At 64.4% G+C, this 16,252-nt stretch carries 17 protein-coding genes; 6 read left to right on the forward strand and 11 right to left on the reverse strand.

Translation table 11 applies throughout. The annotated features are described in order from the left end of the window. Positions 1-15 precede the first annotated feature (15 nt). A complete protein-coding gene (locus tag BM194_RS07355) occupies positions 16-1,407 on the reverse strand; it encodes an aminotransferase-like domain-containing protein (protein WP_092845278.1) in 1,392 nt (463 codons plus the stop codon). Positions 1,408-1,502: 95 nt separating this feature from the next. Between BM194_RS07355 and BM194_RS07360 the strand changes: the two genes are divergently transcribed. Continuing rightward, positions 1,503-2,105 carry a LysE family translocator gene (locus tag BM194_RS07360; protein ID WP_092845280.1) on the forward strand — a complete coding sequence of 201 codons (603 nt, stop codon included), beginning with the start codon at positions 1,503-1,505 and terminating at the stop codon, positions 2,103-2,105. A 5-nt stretch (positions 2,106-2,110) separates the two neighbouring features. On the opposite strand, the gene BM194_RS07365 is transcribed toward BM194_RS07360, so the two are convergent. Then, positions 2,111-2,419 (reverse strand): I78 family peptidase inhibitor, encoded by a 309-nt coding sequence (locus BM194_RS07365; RefSeq protein ID WP_244890901.1) that lies wholly within the window; start codon positions 2,417-2,419, stop codon positions 2,111-2,113. Between the two features lie 171 nt (positions 2,420-2,590). On the opposite strand from BM194_RS07365, the gene osmF reads away from it, so the two are divergent. From osmF to BM194_RS07385, 4 genes are read left to right on the forward strand one after another with little or no spacing between them, the layout of a single operon-like run. Beyond that, a complete protein-coding gene (osmF, locus tag BM194_RS07370) occupies positions 2,591-3,508 on the forward strand; it encodes a glycine betaine ABC transporter substrate-binding protein OsmF (protein WP_092845284.1) in 918 nt (305 codons plus the stop codon). A 42-nt stretch (positions 3,509-3,550) separates the two neighbouring features. Continuing rightward, positions 3,551-4,756, forward strand: a complete 1,206-nt coding sequence (locus tag BM194_RS07375) for an ABC transporter permease (protein WP_092845286.1) — start codon at positions 3,551-3,553, stop codon at positions 4,754-4,756. A gap of 31 nt (positions 4,757-4,787) precedes the next feature. Further along, positions 4,788-5,849, forward strand: a complete 1,062-nt coding sequence (locus BM194_RS07380) for an ABC transporter ATP-binding protein (RefSeq protein WP_092845288.1) — start codon at positions 4,788-4,790, stop codon at positions 5,847-5,849. Beyond that, complete coding sequence (locus BM194_RS07385; protein ID WP_092845291.1) at positions 5,840-6,592, forward strand: ABC transporter permease; 753 nt, start codon at positions 5,840-5,842, stop codon at positions 6,590-6,592. The genes BM194_RS07380 and BM194_RS07385 overlap by 10 nt, the downstream gene beginning before the upstream one ends. Positions 6,593-6,657: 65 nt before the next feature. Here the strand turns inward: BM194_RS07385 and BM194_RS07390 are convergent, their stop codons facing one another. From BM194_RS07390 to BM194_RS07410, 5 genes are all read right to left on the reverse strand, one after another. Further along, positions 6,658-6,786 (reverse strand): entericidin A/B family lipoprotein, encoded by a 129-nt coding sequence (locus BM194_RS07390; RefSeq protein WP_092845293.1) that lies wholly within the window; start codon positions 6,784-6,786, stop codon positions 6,658-6,660. 107 nt (positions 6,787-6,893) lie between these two features. After that, a complete protein-coding gene (locus BM194_RS07395) occupies positions 6,894-7,022 on the reverse strand; it encodes an entericidin A/B family lipoprotein (protein WP_092845295.1) in 129 nt (42 codons plus the stop codon). Positions 7,023-7,127: 105 nt separating this feature from the next. Further along, positions 7,128-7,874 (reverse strand): sulfite exporter TauE/SafE family protein, encoded by a 747-nt coding sequence (locus tag BM194_RS07400; protein WP_092845297.1) that lies wholly within the window; start codon positions 7,872-7,874, stop codon positions 7,128-7,130. A gap of 82 nt (positions 7,875-7,956) precedes the next feature. Continuing rightward, positions 7,957-10,086, reverse strand: coding sequence for a TRAP transporter permease (locus tag BM194_RS07405; RefSeq protein WP_092845299.1), 2,130 nt, complete (start codon positions 10,084-10,086; stop codon positions 7,957-7,959). Between the two features lie 97 nt (positions 10,087-10,183). Continuing rightward, entirely contained in the window at positions 10,184-11,212 is a 1,029-nt protein-coding gene (locus tag BM194_RS07410; protein WP_092845301.1) for a TAXI family TRAP transporter solute-binding subunit, read from the reverse strand. 216 nt (positions 11,213-11,428) lie between these two features. Between BM194_RS07410 and BM194_RS07415 the strand changes: the two genes are divergently transcribed. After that, entirely contained in the window at positions 11,429-11,857 is a 429-nt protein-coding gene (locus BM194_RS07415; protein WP_092845303.1) for an HIT domain-containing protein, read from the forward strand. Positions 11,858-12,030: 173 nt separating this feature from the next. Here the strand turns inward: BM194_RS07415 and BM194_RS07420 are convergent, their stop codons facing one another. Genes BM194_RS07420 through BM194_RS07435 form a run of 4 tightly spaced genes read right to left on the reverse strand, consistent with a single transcriptional unit; the run spans position 12,031 to position 16,077 of the window. Beyond that, the gene (locus BM194_RS07420; RefSeq protein WP_092845305.1) at positions 12,031-13,365 is read right to left on the reverse strand and encodes a sigma-54-dependent transcriptional regulator; all 1,335 of its coding nucleotides are present in this window, start codon (positions 13,363-13,365) and stop codon (positions 12,031-12,033) included. Then, positions 13,362-15,176, reverse strand: coding sequence for a sensor histidine kinase (locus BM194_RS07425; protein WP_244890902.1), 1,815 nt, complete (start codon positions 15,174-15,176; stop codon positions 13,362-13,364). The genes BM194_RS07420 and BM194_RS07425 overlap by 4 nt, the downstream gene beginning before the upstream one ends. Then, positions 15,173-15,529, reverse strand: a complete 357-nt coding sequence (locus BM194_RS07430) for a hypothetical protein (RefSeq protein WP_092845307.1) — start codon at positions 15,527-15,529, stop codon at positions 15,173-15,175. Before BM194_RS07430 ends, BM194_RS07425 begins: the two co-directional genes overlap by 4 nt. Then, positions 15,526-16,077: a hypothetical protein gene (locus tag BM194_RS07435; RefSeq protein ID WP_092845309.1), complete on the reverse strand. Its 552-nt coding sequence runs from the start codon at positions 16,075-16,077 to the stop codon at positions 15,526-15,528. The genes BM194_RS07430 and BM194_RS07435 overlap by 4 nt, the downstream gene beginning before the upstream one ends. Between the last annotated feature and the right edge of the window lie 175 nt (positions 16,078-16,252).

A 16,252-nucleotide genomic window follows, 5' to 3' on the forward strand; every position in this document is an offset into this window, starting at 1 on the left:
CGCCGCGAAGGCAAGTCACAAGGTACGCCACGGGCTGGTCGGTGGCGCCTGGAGCAGGGTTACCAGGGTGTCGAGCGCGCGGGCCAGTGCGTCACGGTTCGTCGCGGCGCTGACGCACAGGCGTATCGCCTGAGGCGCCGGCTCGCTGCCGACACAGAACGGCTCGGCACTGGTCACGCGCACCTGGCGTTGCTCGAGCTGCTGGATCAGGGCGGCAGCGCGCACCCCGTGGGGCAGCGGCAGCCAAAGATGAAAGCCGTGCGACCGTCCACGCACCCCGTAGCTCGCCAGGTAACGCTGGGCCAGCGCCTGGCGCGCGGCAACCTCGCCCAACTGCCAGTCGAGCAGGCGTTCGGCGGCGCCGCTCTCGATCCAGCGGCACACCACCTCGGCCATCAACGGCGGCACCATCCAGCTCTGAGCACGCTGCAGGGCGCCGAGCCGCTCGACTATCGACGGCGGCATCCGCAGCATGCCGATACGCAGCCCCCCGGCGATGATCTTGGAGGTGCTGAACAGGTACAAGGTGCGCTCCGGCGCCAGCCGGTACAACGGCGTCCCCCGCTCCTCTGCGGGCAGATATTGCACACCGTCCTCGACGATCCAGAAGTCGTGCTGGCGCGCCAGCGCCACCAGGGCCTGGCGTCGCTCCTCGGACAGGCAGGCCCCGGTGGGATTGTTGAGATCCGGGGTGACGTAGACCAGCCGCGGCGCCTGCTGGGCGCATAGCCGCGCCAATGCCTCGATGTTCATCCCCTCCTCGTCCAGCGGCACGCGCAGCGGTTTCAGATACAGTTGCTGAGCCGCCGCGATCAGCCCCGGATAGGTCAGCGCACTGGCCGCAACTCGCTCGCCGGGCTGGGCCAGGGCCTGCAGGGCCAGGCTGATGCCGTGCTGTCCGCCTTGGGTAACCATGAGTTCCTCGGACTCGACAGGCAGGCCGAGCCCGGTCATCCAGCGTGCCAACGTCTCGCGATGTCGGAACATGCCCTGCTCCGGCTGGTAATCCACCGCCTGGACCAATGCGCTCGGGTCATGACGGATGCTCTCGAGAGCCTCGCCGAGCCCTCGCGGCCGGTCGGGATGCGGCGGTGGCAGGCTGAGGCTGAGGTCGACGCAGGCCGCGTCGGCCTGACCAGCGACCTGGCGGAACGTGGCAGTCGTCTGACGCCCTCGCACGTAGGTGCCGCTGCCTACCCTGGCCTCCACCAGGCCACGCCGTTCGGCTTCGGCATAGGCGCGGGTCACGGTACCTACCGTGACATGCAGGGCATCGGCCAGGCGTCGCTGGGGCGGCAGGCGCATGCCCTCATCCAGCTCGCCGCTGGCGATTGCATCGCCGATGGCATCGGCCAGCGCCCGGTAGCGCACGCCACTGGCCGGCAGTTGAGGAATCCAGATTGTCATGGTGACAATAATCCCGTTGACGCGGTATTAGTACCTATTATGCTCCGATATGGCGAGCGCATGAACGAAAAATCAAAAATTGTATGGATACAAATATGGAAGGATTGGCGTTTCTCGGGCCGGCAGCTCTGTACATGATCTCGATGACCATCACCCCGGGGCCCAACAACCTCATGTTGACCGCTTCCGGCGCCAACTATGGCTACTGGCGTACCCTGCCGCACATTCTGGGCATCATGGGTGGCTGTTTCGTGCTGTTCACGGCGATCGCCCTGGGTCTGGGCCTGCTGTTCGAGCGTTACCCGCTTTTCCAGACCCTGCTCAAGCTGATCGGCAGCGCTTATCTTCTTTACCTGGCCTGGAAGATCGCCACGGCACCGCCACCCGACCTGAGCCTGCGCGGCACGGGCCAACCGCTAACCTTCTGGCAAGCCGCCGCCTTTCAGTTCGCCAATCCCAAGGCCTGGGTCATGGGGCTGGCGTTGATGGCAGGTTTCCTGCCAGCAGGCGGCAGCACGTGGCTCAACGCATTATTGCTGGCCGGCTTTGCAGAGCTCATCGCCCTACCCTGCATCTCGCTATGGGCTGGCTTTGGCATCGCCATCGGTCACCTGCTGCACACGCCACGTAGCTGGCGTGTTTTCAACGTCAGCATGGGCGCTATGACCGCCGCTTGCGTGGCCTTCATCCTGGGCTGAACGGTTCAGCCGCAGCTCAGTTCGCTGATCACGCCCTGTTCATCGAGGTGGATGTTCAGCCGGTCGGGGCGATAGTCCATGGTGTAGACTTCGCCGGGGCGAATCACACGCACCCGTTGCGCCCCGCTCCGGTTGGCGAGAATCTGCTCCAGGGCGGCACGGTATTCCTCGCCGACATAGTCCTGTATCGCCTCGGCCTGGCATTCGCCACTGGCCTGCATGGGGGGCGGGGGCGGCGCCTGGTCGGGAGCCGGAGACGGGGCACAGCCCGCTGCCAGCACGGCGAAGATTCCTGGAAGAACGATCCGTTTCATTAAGCATTTCCTCATGTCTGGCAGTGCGTTGCGCACCGGATAACCCACTGAAAGTAGAGCTTCACCTGCAGAATACGCTAGGCTCTGGATGTCACCGCATGTCATGCCCGGGTAAGGGCCGTTGACACCACGCGACAGGATCGTCGCATCGCAACCAGAGGATGAAAGCATATGACCAGGATGGGCAACGTATTCGGTATCGCGCTCGGCACGGTCCTGACCGTGGGCCAGGCCATGGCCGCCGACCCGATTCGCGTGGCGTCAAAGGTTGATACCGAGGGCGCACTACTCGGCAACATGATGATCGAGTTGTTGCGCGATGCCGGCCACGAGGTCGAGGACAAGCTTCAGCTCGGCCCGACCAACATCGTGCGCACCGCACTGCTCGAGGATCAGATCGACCTGTACCCCGAGTATACCGGCAATGGCGCCTTTTTCACCGGCACCACCGACGACGACGCCTGGAAGGACGCTGAGGCCGGCTACGAGAAGATTCGTCAGTGGGACCGCGAGAACAACGATGTAGTCTGGCTGACCCCGGCGCCGGCCAACAACACCTGGGCCATTGCCGTGCGCAACGACGTGGCTGAAAAGAACAATCTCGAGACCATGGAAGACTTTGCCCAATGGGTCAGCGAGGGTGGCGAGGTCAAGCTAGCCGGCTCGGCGGAGTTCGTCGAGAGCGAAGCCGCCCTGCCCAGTTTCCAGCAAGCCTATGATTTCCAGCTCGACCAGGACCAGTTGTTGGTACTGTCCGGCGGCAACACGGCCGCTACCATCCGCGCCGCCGCCGAGGGCACCAGCGGTACCAATGCTGCCATGGTCTACGGCACTGATGGCGCCATCAAGCCCGCCGGTCTCAAGATCATGGACGACACCCAGGGCGTGCAGATGGTCTATGAGCCTGCCCCGGTGATTCGTCAGGAAACCCTGGAAGCGAATCCTGACATCGAAGGCCTGTTTGCGCCGGTGTTCGAATCCCTCGACCGCGAGACCCTGCAGGAACTCAACAGCCGTATCCAGGTGGAGGGTCAACCCGCCAGCAAGGTAGCACAAGACTACCTCCAGAAGCAGGGCTTTCTGGACTGATGCCACCCGCATCCCGCTCATTCATGATGGAGCCGGCAAATCATGTCTGAAGAGCGCGCCTGGCATCCACGGCGAGCCGGCCCCTTCGTAGCCAACCGGGTCCTGCTGGTCCTGTTGGCCGCCGCCCTGATGGGCGTCGTGCTGCTGCCGTTCGCGGCGATGGCCCCCAACCGACTGATGTCCGGGCAGGGTGTCAACGTGGCAGTAGCGCTACTGCCATGGCAGTGGCTGTCGCTGGCCGGGCTGGCCATGGTGCTGGCGCTGTGCACCCTGGCCCGCCCCTTTCCCTCGCGGCTTGCCCGATGGCTGACGCTGATCATTGCGCCGTTATGGCTATTATTGGCGCTCTATGGCCTGGGGGATTATGCCTTCCGCACTCTTCAGGACGCCTCCCCGGCCGCCCGGGTCTCGCAGGGGGCCGCTTTCTGGATTCTGGTGTTCTGTCCGGTGCTGATGATCATCGACGCCTTCCAGCGCCTGGGTAGCGGTCTCGCTGTGCGCGGCTTCTACACTGCCGCGCTGGTCGCCATGGTCGGTGCGCTGTTTGCCAGTGGCATCTTCGATGGACTGTCGATCATGCAGGAGTATGCCAATAACCGGGATACCTTCGCAGCGGAATTCCTGACCCACCTGCGCCTGGTTGGCCTGGCATTGGGCCCGGCGCTGCTGGTGGGCCTGCCGCTGGGCCTGCTGGCCCGTCGCAGCCCGTCGGCGCGAGGGCCGCTGTTCGGCGTGCTCAATTTCTTCCAGACCATCCCCTCGATCGCCCTGTTCGCGCTGCTGGTCGCTCCGCTGTCGGCCCTAGGCGAAGCCCTGCCGTGGCTCAAGGCGCTGGGTGTCGGCGGGATCGGTGCAGCCCCGGCGATCATCGCCCTGATCATGTATTCCCTGCTGCCTATAGTGCGCAACACCTATGCCGGCTTTGCCGGCGTACCGGCCACGACCATCGAGGCGGCCCGCGGCATGGGCATGACCGCGCGCCAGATCCTGTGGCGGGTCGAAGTGCCGTTGGCCCTGCCGGTGATTCTCTCGGGCCTGCGCATCGTCACCGTACAGGCCATCGGCCTGACAGTGGTGGCAGCATTGATCGGCGCCGGTGGCCTGGGCTCGTTCATCTTCCAGGGCCTGGGCCAGTACGCCATCGACCTGGTCATGCTCGGTGCCGTGCCGACCATCGCGCTGGCCGTGGTAGCCGACTTTTTGCTACAGATCCTGGTCTCACTGAGCAAACCGGCAGGCACGCGATGATGTCATTTCCTTTCCGACCAAGGCGGAGCCGATGATCGAACTCCAGGGCCTGACCAAGATCTATGGCGACAAGACGGTCGTCGACGATATCTCGCTGCGTGTCGACAGCGGCGAATTCGGCGTGCTGATCGGCCCGTCAGGCTGCGGCAAGTCGACCACCCTGCGCATGATCAACCGCCTGATTCCGGCCACGCATGGGCGTATCCTGTTGGGTGACGACGACGTGACCCAGCTGCCCGTCGAGCAGTTGCGGCGGCGTATCGGCTATGCCATCCAGTCGATCGGGCTGTTCCCGCACTGGAGCGTGGCCGAGAACATCGCTGTCGTGCCCGGACTGCTCAAATGGCCAAAATCGCGCATCGACGAGCGTGTCGACGAGTTGATGGGCCTTTTCCATCTGGATGTCGGCGAGTTGCGTGACAAGTACCCGCACCAACTCTCCGGCGGACAGGCCCAGCGTGTCGGCGTGGCCCGTGCCTTGGCCGCCGATCCGGAAGTGCTGTTGATGGACGAGCCGTTCGGCGCCGTCGACCCGCTGACCCGCGAGGTGCTGCAGGACGAACTGCTGCGCGTGCATCAACATACCCGCAAGACCATCGTCTTCGTCACCCACGACATGGACGAGGCGCTCAAGCTGGCCTCACGCATCGCCCTGCTCAACACTGGCCGGCTGGTGCAGTACGACCGCCCCATCGAGCTGCTGACCCGCCCCGCCGACGACTTTGTGCGCAGCTTCATCGGCAAGGCCGATCTTGGCCTCAAGCTGCTCTCGCGGCGCTGGGTCCACCAGTACCAACAGCACGCCACGCTGCAGGGCTCTCCGGCCGCGTCCACGCAGGCCGGCTATACCTGGGAAGTCGACGCCACAGGACGCCCGACCTGCCTGCATGGCGGTCGGCTGCATGCCGAGGATCGCCAGCAGCACACCGAGGTCACCCAGGAATGGAGTGCCACTCCCGACATGACCATGAAGGAAGCGCTGTCGCGCATGGTGTGGTTCCGGGTCATGGTGCTGCCGGTCATCGATGGTGAGGGCCGGCTGATCGGCGAGGTCACCATGCACGGCGTGATGGGGCAACAGCCATGCGCGTAGCCGCCCTGAAGCGCCCCACGTCCCGTGACGGCTTGCTGGCATCCCTGAGCGCGCTGCTGGTGCTGCTGGTCCTGTTCATGGAGGAGTTGGCGCCGCTGTTCCAGGCGCTCTTTCCCGAGCTGGGCAACCCGGTGTATCGCCGCGAGAGCTTCCTGCAGCTGACCCTGGATCATCTGCTGCTGGTGCTGGTGTCGTCGCTGATTTCGGTCAGCGTGGGGGTGGGTGCCGGACTGTTCGTGACACGCCGAAGCGGGCGCGAGTTCGAACCCATGGTGTCGTCGCTGGCCGCCATCGGCCAGACCTTTCCGCCAGCGGCGGTGCTCGCCATTGTGGTGCCGCTGGCGGGGTTCGGCTTCGTGCCGACCATCGTCGCCCTGACGCTCTACGGCCTGCTGCCCGTGGTCCAGAACACCATCGCCGGCCTGGGCACCGTACCGCCTGCCGCACTCGAGGCAGCGCGCGGCATCGGCATGACCCGGGGGCAGATTCTGCGCCGCGTGGAATTGCCCATGGCCATGCGCGTGATCATCGCCGGGGTGCGTGTTTCGGTGATCATCAACATCGGCACGGCGACCATCGGCTCCACCGTGGGGGCACAGAGCCTGGGCACGCCGATCATTGCCGGACTGGTCGGCAACAATATCGCCTACGTGATACAGGGGGCCGTGCTGGTGGGCCTGCTGGCGATCGTCAGCGACCTGATATTCGAACGCCTGGAGCGTCGCTTCACCTTCGGCGACTAGGGCAATAACGAAAAATCCCCGGCGGGTACCAAAGCACCCGCCGGGGATTGGGGAACGTCAGCAGATCAGGCGGCTTCCTGAATTTCCTCGCCACCTTGCTCGATGTCTTCGCCGGCACCTTCCAGGGTGTTGCAGCCAGCCAGCACCGTCGCGGCCATCAGCAGGGTGAAGGTCAGCGTCCAAATCTTCTTCATCATGTCCTCCTTAACGTGATTACCTTTCGATTCGGAAAAGCAGGCGGCAAGGCCACCTAACTGCAGCGTAACAGTTAACCGTCCGTTACGCACACCTTGCCTGTCGGTTACCGGTTGGCGGCCTCTTCGATCTCGGCGCCGACCTTTTCGACATCCCGCCCGAAACCCTGCATGGTGTTACAGCCAGTCAGCACCACCAGCGCCAGCAACACGGATACCCATACGATTCGTTTCATGTCTTTACCCTTGCTCGGTCACAACGTCTCGTTATCCCTCAAGCGAGGTTCCACGGCAAGAGGCAGGTGCATCCAAGGTATCGCACTGCCATCCCGCGCAGAGACTCAGAACAGCAGCAGGCGCACCACAATGGCGACTATTACGGCTATGGTCAGCCATTTCACCCAGACTGCACCGCGCGGCCCCAGATTGACCCTGACCGCCAGCCAGGCCCCGAACATGCTGCCCAGCGCCAACAGCAGGCCGTAGCCCCAGCGCACCTGATCGTTGAGCATGAACATCGCCAGTGCCGGCAGCGTGTAGAGCAGGATGATGAAAACCTTGAACACGTTGACCTGGGCCAGGTCGATGCGCAGCAGGCGATACAGCACGGCGATGAACAACACGCCGACGCCGACCTGGATGAAACCGCCATACAGGCCGATCACGAACATCGCCAGGTACACGACGGGCGTCAGGCGCTCGGGGGTCAGCGTGCGGGTATCCAGGCGAGGCTGGGGCAACAGCATCATCACCGAAGCTATGACCATGGCAGCGACCAGCACCGCCTCGAACAGGGCATCGGGCACCTGCAGGGCCAGCCAGGCACCGAGCAACGACCCGAACACGGCGGGGATGGCCAGTCTCAGGCTGATGCCGATATCGCGCGCACCGGCACGAAAGAAGCCGCCGACCGCCGTCACGCTCTGCAGCACGATGCTCACCCGGTTGGTGCCGTTGGCGGTCTGGGGCGGCAGCCCGAGAAACATCAGCAACGGCAGGGTCAGCATCGAGCCACCTGCCGACAGGACATTGATGAAACCGGCAACTCCACCGATCGCCACCAGAGCCAGGGCTTCCAGCAGGCTCATCGCCACTCCTTGATGGGGTTGGACATTCTGACGTCCGCTCATGCACCATGCACGGGCGGGCGTCGTTCATAGCAGCGCTTGCTTATGCCAGGCGGGGGGTAGATCGTCCCTGTCGGGCGCTCCACAGCAGGACGGCGAGGAAAATCGCCACCCCGGCCAGGTCGATGGCCAGCATACCATGCGGCCACAGCATGAGGGCGCCGATAGGGAACATCAGCAGGCGCAGCCACCAAGGCAGCTCATGCTCCAGGTAGCCTTCCAAGCCGGCAATGATCGCGTAGACGCCGAACAGGGCGAACACGAACACCGTCAGCATTTCCAGAGGCGTCCCGGTGATCAACGGCGACCACACGAACAGCAACGGCACGATGTACAGGCCCTTGGCGAGCTTCCAGGCCGTGAAGCCGGTGCGCATCTGTGGCGTACCGGCAATGGCCGCCGCGGCAAACGCCGTCAGGCACACCGGCGGGGTGACATTGGAATCCTGCGACAGCCAGAAGATCACCATGTGTGCAGCAACCAGCGCCATGGTCAGGAACGCCGGGGACAGCGCCTGCTCGTAGAGCTGGCTGGAGAAGGTATCGGGTACCTTGTCGAGCAGTGCCTTGGCGTCGGCCATGCTCATCGGGCTCGACAACGCCTGCATCTGATCCGGCGCAGCGATCATGAAGATCGCCTGGGCCTGTTCGGGCAGGTTGCCGGCAGCAATCAGGTCGAGCAACTGGGCATGCGCCATGAGGTTGTAGAGCGCTGGCGCCGACAGCGTGGCCAGCACGATATAGGACGCCGTGACCGGCAGGCCCATGCCCAGGATCAACGAGGCGATGGCGATCAGGAAGATGGTAACCAGCAGGCTCCCCCCGGCCCAGTCGGTAATCATCAGCGAAAAGGTGTTGCCGATGCCGGTGGTCGATACCACGTTGACGATCAAGCCAACTGTGATCAGCAGGATGGCAGTGGTGATCATGTTGCGACTGCCCAGGGCGAGCGCATCGATGATGTCGCGTGGCGTCATCGGGTTCTTCGACAGCCAGGAGGCCACGATCACCGAGACAATGGCGATGGCGGCGGCATAAGTCGGCGTGAAGCCGTAGATCAGCGACGCGACCAGCACCACCAGCGGCAACAGGAAGTGCCAGCCACCCTTGAGCACCTCGCCGATCTTCGGTGCGTTGGGATCGGCAAGTTGTTGCGCATTGCTGCGCTTGGCCTCGATGCGCACGAACATTGCCACCGACAGGAAATACAGCAGTGCCGGCAGGGCGGCCACGCCGATGATCGTCAGGTACGACACCTGGGTGTAAGAGGCCATGATGAAGGCGCCTGCCCCCATCACCGGTGGCATCAGTTGCCCGCCGGTGGAGGCCGCCGCCTCGACGCCGGCGGAGAAGCGCGCCGGGAAGCCAGCCTTGCGCATCAGCGGAATGGTGATGACCCCGGTGGACACCGTATTGGCTACGCTCGAACCGGAAACCGAGCCCATCAGCCCGGAGGAAAATACCGCCACGAAGCCGGGCCCACCGACAAAACGGCCCGCGGCGCAGCGCGCCAGCTCGATGATGAAGTCCCCGGCACCGGACTTGACCAGGAAGGCACCGAAGAGAATGAACATGAACACGTAGGTCCAGGAGATCCGGGCAATCGAGCCCAGCATGCCCTCGCCGCCGATATAGCTGCGAAACAGCACCGTCTCCCAGCTCAGGCCAGGAAAGTTGAATACGCCGCCCACGTACTTGCCCCACCAGGCCACGTAGGTCAGCGCAATCAGGCACAGCACCGGAATGAACCAACCCGTGGTGCGGCGGGCGAACTCGAGAACCAGCGCCACGGCAGCGATCGACACGACCCAGTCCGCCGTCGTGAACGTCACACCGCGAGCGTACAGGGCATCCTCGAAGGCCATCAGGTAGATGACGCAGCCGATCGCCGCCACGGCGAGCAGGATATCCACCCCGAGTATCAGGCGCCGGGCACCGTTGCCCTGCGGGCGGGCCAAGGGCACCGACAGTGCGCAAAGCGCACCGAACAGGCCGAAATGCATGGCGCTCGTCCACAGCGTGGAAAGCGTCGAGAAGGTATTGAAATAGAGATGGACGAGGGACACGACGATGGCGAAGCCAAACAGGAATCGTCCCAGCCAGGGATGCTGCAGACGCTCCTCGGCCTCGCTGGCACTCTCGTCGCGGACCTTTTCGATGTTCGGGTCGCTCACGGATCACTCCTCGGAATCGGTAACGAGCCGACCGGCCCTGCCAGACCGGACGGCTCGCTGGTCCCGGCCCCCAACGGGCCGGGCAGGTCGGGACGTTTTACTCGGCGGGTACCGGCTGCAGGCGCTCGGGGATCTCCAGGCCCTGCTCCTTGAAGTAGCGGGCCGCACCTTCATGCAACGGCATCGGCAGGCCGGCAATCGCCTTTTCCAGCGCCATGGCCTTGGTGGCCGGGTGGATGTTGTTGAGGAACGGCAGGTTCTCGTACATCGCCTTGGTCAGCGCATAGACGTGGTCTGCCGGCACATCGGCGCGCACGGCCAGGATATTGGGCTGCGCGATGGTATTGATGGCCTCGGTCTGGTTGGGGTAGGTCTCGGCCGGGATCTCATAGGCTGACCACAGGTCGAATTCGCTGTTGACCTTCTTCAACTGCTCCTCGGTGAAGTCCAGCGTGGTGATGTCGCCACCCATGTTGGCGTAGGCGCGGGTCACCGCCGAGGCCGGCGCACCGGCGGGAATGTTCATGCCCTCGATGGTGCCGTTCTGCAGGGCATCGGCGCTCGGGCCATAGCCGAGGTAGGCCAGGTCCATCTGCTCGGGATCGATGCCCAGCTGGTTGAGTATGTAACGACCGGAGCCCTCGGTACCCGAGTTGCGCGCGCCGATGGAGAACGGCTCGCCATACAGGTTGGTCATGTCCTCGATGGTGCCCGACTCGGCCATGCCGTTGTCGACGACGAAGTGCTCGACATTCTGCCACAGCATCGACACGCTGCGCAGGTTCTTGTACGCCTTGGGTACCGGGCCGGTGCCTTTCCAGGCATAGGCGCCATAGAGCCCCTGCAGGATACCGAACTGGGCCTGGTCCTCGTCCATCAGCTTGAGGTTCTCGCCAGACCCGGCGGAACTGATCGCCGACAGCGAGATGCCGGTGCTCGGTTCCAGCTTGACCTTGACCAGCGTGGACAGGGCGACACCGACCGGATAGTAGGTGCCACCGGTGGTCGCGGTACCCATGATGTACTGGGCGCCCTGGTCCTGAGCCAGGGTGGCGGAAGCGGACAGACCGAGAGCAGCGGCCGTGGCAAGACCCAGCGTGGTCTTGAGGAACTGACGCTTGTGCATGCTTGTTGTCTCCTGAAAGAAGCTGGCGTTTATTGTCTGCGTCAGTCATATTGCAAGTGTCTTGCCAGGTTTTTAATTTCTCTATTTATCAGGGTGTTATACAGGAAAAGGCTGTCGAATACCCACGCCATCGGCAAGATTTCGCCGATGATGCCGAACGCCATAGGCAAGAAGTTGCCTATGCCAACACCTGTCCTAGGAAGAGTGAGAGTGGCGATGAACGATTTCCAGCTCCATCCGCGCCTGGACGCGGACACGCATCATCTGTCCGACCTGCCGCTGTGCCGGGTCTGCCTGATGGACGATATGCGGTTCCCCTGGCTGATCCTGGTGCCCCGCCGTGCCGACATCAGCGAGGTGCACGAGCTGTCGGCGGACGACCAGACCCAGCTCTGGCGCGAAGCAACCTCCCTCGGCCATGGCATGAAGGACGCCTTGGGCGGCGACAAGCTGAATATTGCCACCCTCGGCAACCAAGTCCCTCAACTCCACATCCACGTCATCCTGCGGCGCCGGGACGACGCCGCCTGGCCGGCTCCAGTCTGGGGCTTCGGCGAACGCCAACCCTACGATGCCGACAGCCTCGCCGAGATGCGCGATCAACTGTTGATGCTCGTCAACACCCTGCCCGACGGGCCCAAGTAAGCTCCTTCTTACTTGTATGAATGAGAGGTTGGTGGAATCACTGGATAAATTGGCGAGCGCTGTAAAGCACAAGGCGCCCGGAGCGCAAGAGACGAGACATAACATGCGTTAGGCGAGTCTTTGAGCACCGCGTAACGCAGTGATTCACGCGCGCAGCCATTTATCCTTGATTCCTAGAGAAAGGCCTCGCGACGTAGTCCATACTTCTGCATCTTCTGGTTCAAGGTCCGCCTCGGCAGCTCCAGCTCATCCAGCACCGCCTGGATATTGCCCCGATGCCTGGCCAGGGCGGCGCGCAGCAACGCGGACTCGAATGCCGCGACCTGCTCGCTCAGCGAGCCCTCGCTGTCGCTGGTCGGTTCGGCCAGTTGCGGGACATCCAGCCCCAGCGTGAAACGCGTGGCGACATTGCGCAACTCGCGCAGGTTGCCGGGCCAGGCATGCTGGCCGAGTGCGGCGATAAGCTCGCCGTCGGGGTCACGCGGCGGACGCTGGTGCACTTCCGCTGCCTGGCGACAGAAATGCATGAACAGCAGGCCGATGTCCTCGCGGCGTTCACGCAGCGGCGGGATGGCCAGCTCGGCAATGGCCAGACGGTAGTAGAGATCTTCGCGAAACTCTCCTTGCGCCGCCATGTCCAGCAGATCCACCTTGGTCGCCGCCACCACGCGCAGATCGAGACGAATCACCGCGTTGCTGCCCAGCCGCGAGATTTCGCCTTCCTGCAATGCACGCAGCAACTTGACCTGGGCCGACAGCGGCATGGACTCGATCTCGTCGAGAAACAGGGTGCCGCCACTGGCATGTTCCAGCTTGCCGATGCGGCTTTCCAACGCGCCGGTGAAGGCCCCCTTCTCATGGCCGAACAGTTCGGATTCGATCAGGTCGGGGGCGATGGCGCCGCAGTTGAGCGCCACGAACGGTGCCTGGCATGCCGTGCCGAAATCGTGCAGGCAGCGCGCCACGACCTCCTTGCCGCTACCGGTTTCGCCACGGACCACCACGTTGGCCCGGGTCGAGGCCAGGTTGCCGATCTGGTCACGCAGGCGCCGGATGCCCGGTGACTCGCCGAGCAGGCGCGCCGCCAGGTCGCCTTGGCGCAGTGCCTGGCGTAACCGATCGTTCTCGTGATGCAACTGACGACGCTCCAGGGCACGGCGCACCCGTTCCTCCAGACGCTCGGGCTCGAAGGGCTTCTCGATGAAATCCCAGGCGCCCTCGCGCATGGCCTCGACCGCCATGGGCACGTCACCGTGGCCGGTAATCAGCATGACCGGAAGCCCCGCATCGCTCGCCTGCACCTGGCGCAACAGAGCCAGCCCATCGAGACCGGGCATCTTCACGTCCGAGATCAGCACGCCGCAGTCGGCCCCGGTGGCCAGTTCGGCCAGTGCCGCTTCGGCCGAGTCGAAGGCGCGTACCGCCAGGTCGGACAATTCCAGCCATTGGGTCAACGATTCGCGCACGCCGGGATCATCATCGACCAGCCAGACCGGCAGTTCGCTCATGTCAGGGTCTCCTTGCGGGCAGGCCGGGCCGGCGTTGCCCCCTGCAGCCCGGGCAGTTCGACGCGAAAATGGGCGCCGCCCCCCTGCGACGCCGGGCGATTGTCGGCACGGATGCGGCCATCGAGATCCTGAACGATGCCGTAGCTGATGAACAGCCCCAGTCCGAGCCCGTCGCCGACGCGCTTGGTAGTGAAGAACGGGTCGAACAGGTGCTTGAGCGTCTGCGCCTCGATGCCTGGCCCATTGTCGGTGACCGTCAGCACGACGCGCTCGCCCTCCAGGGCTACCCCGATTTCCAGACACGGAGAATCGACCTCACGCAGGGCATCCAGGGCGTTGCGCAGCAGGTTGGTCAGCAACTGCTCCAGGCGGATATCGTCGCCAGCCACCCAGACCGGCCGCGACGCTTCATCGGGCAGGTCCAGATGCAGTGCGACGTCTTGGCGGGAGAGCCGTTCTCCAAGCAGTTCGAGCACGAAGTCCAGGCGCGCCAGCAGGTCGACCGGCTCGCGCGCACCGCCCTTGCGGGCAAACAGTTTGAGTTGGCGAATCAGGGTCGCCAGGCGATCGGAAAGCGTCTGGATACGCTGGAAGTTATCAGCCGCTGCTGACTGGCGGCCGCGTTCGATCAGGCGGGCCCCGCTGGCGGCATAGGTGCGGATGCCCGCCAGCGGCTGGTTGAGCTCATGGGCGATACCCGCCGCCATGGTCCCCAGCGCGGCCAGCTTGCCGGCCTGGACCAGTTCGGCCTGGGCCGACTCGAGTTCCCGGGTACGCTCGGCGACCCGGATCTCCAGGCGCTCGTTGGCCTCTCGCATGATGCTGGCCTCGCGCAGGCGCAGGCGCAGGCGTTGCTGGCGCTCGCGCAGCCACAGACCGAGCAGCACCAGCGCCAGCCACACGGCGGCGCTGGCAAGCACGGCATTGCGTGCACTGGCATAAAGGGGACGCACCGGAACCAGGTAATGCATCGTCCAGCCCAGTTCACCCAGCGGGCTGGCCTGGGTGAAGAAACGCTCGCCGACCCCGGCCGCGCCGATCAGCAAGGAGCCATCGGCCAGCCGATGCCCCAGCGGAGCCAGCGGGTTGCCGACGAACTGGCGCTGGGCACGGATGGTTTCCAGGGCAGCGGCGTCGAGCGCCCCGAGACGGCGAAACCGCCAGGCCGGGCGGCTGGAGAGAATCACCACGCCGTTGGCATCGCTCAGCAGCACCTTCTCGTCTGCACGGCGCCAGTCCTCCTGCAGCGATTCCAGCGAGATCTTGACTGCCAACGCGCCGATAATGCGCTGGGCATCGCCACTCGCATACACTGGCGCCGACACGAAATAGCCAGGGCGCCCAGTGGTGCTGCCCACCGCGAAGAACTCCCCCTGCTTGCCGCGCATGGCCTCGATGAAGTACGGCCGGTAATGGTAGCGGTGCCCGACGAAGCTCTGCGGCGAATCGTGATTGCTGGCGGCCAGCGTCACACCCCGGTCGTTCATCAGGTAGATGGCTTCGGCGCCTGAACGCTCGGCGACCCGGGCCAGGTGAGCGTTGACCCGTGAGGCCGGGGTAGTATCGTCACCGCTCAGCGCGTTACGCACCAAGGGTTGGCGAGCCAGCAGGTCAGGCAGGTAGGTAAAGCGCTGCAGGGCACCTTCGAGACTGCTCGAGTAGAGGGCAAGGCGGCTTTCGGCATGGTCGATGGCGTCCCGGGTTTCGCGGGTCAGCTGCCAATGCCACACCCACCACAGCGAGGCCACGATGAGTAATGTCAGGCCACCCAGCAGGCCTCGCTGCACACGTCGACGTTGCCCCTCCCTCACCGTGTCGCCTCCAGGCGTGCGGCAATCTCGGCCAGTAACGGATCGAAGCGATGCGGTTCGATGATGCCAGTACCGCGGCGGCCCGAGACAACGAGCCAGGTGCCGCTCTGCGCTTCGCGCACTTCGTAATGAACCACGTAGCCCGGGCGAGCGGCACGCACGGCATCGATGCGCCCAAGGCCGGTATCGGCCATGCGGATCACGAATCCGCGCTCGACCATAACATCCAGCCCCACGGCCAGCGCTCGCTCAGGTGACGCCTCGACCCGCAGCTCGCGCTCGGGCGGTGATGTCGAAGTGGCAGCGCAGGCCGTCAGCGCCAGCAGCAGGCAGACTATCAACAGACGGCTCATTGCAGGGGCCCTTCCACGAGCAGGCGGGATTCGATGGCGGCACTCAGGTCACGACAGAAATCGGCCCGGTTGGCCGAGCGTGCATCGACTACATAGCCGTCGTCGATGACGCGGGTATCCCGGGTCACGGTCACTGCTTCCTCGTCGATGACTACCGACAGGCGCTCGACTTCCACCGGATCGTCGTTGAAATGCACCCCATAGCCTATCGCCACGCCGGAGCGACGCCCGAAACCGCCCCACAGCGAGCCGACACCGAACCAGGGCCGATCCACCGCACCCAGCCCGGGACGACGCGTGTATTGCTCGGCACTGATCACGCCAAGCTCGGTCTCGGTATTGGTAATGGCATAACCCTGCGCCTCGAGTTCAGCCACCGTGGCCCGCATCCAGCGCTCACGGGAAACGTTGTCGCTGCGTGCCCAGCGACACTCTGCCGGCACAGAGGTTGCCCCCGCTTCCGCCAGGGGGTCCTGGGAAGACAGGGACTGGCAGCCGCCAAGCACTACGGCTCCCATCACGATCAGGCTGCTTCGCAAGCTGGGCATGATTCACCTCACGTAGGGTTGTTGCCTGGCAGTTAGCGCCCGGCCTGATTTGAGCGTAGTCACGCCCGGGCGGTCACAGGGAGAGCAATAGTCTATGCCGTTCGGCCTCGGCATGCGCGTTGTCGTTGCCCACGGAGTACGCGATAGTCGCAGGACAACACAACTTACCCCAGCG

The sequence above is a fragment of the Modicisalibacter xianhensis genome (genome assembly GCF_900113605.1).
Taxonomy (GTDB): domain Bacteria; phylum Pseudomonadota; class Gammaproteobacteria; order Pseudomonadales; family Halomonadaceae; genus Modicisalibacter; species Modicisalibacter xianhensis.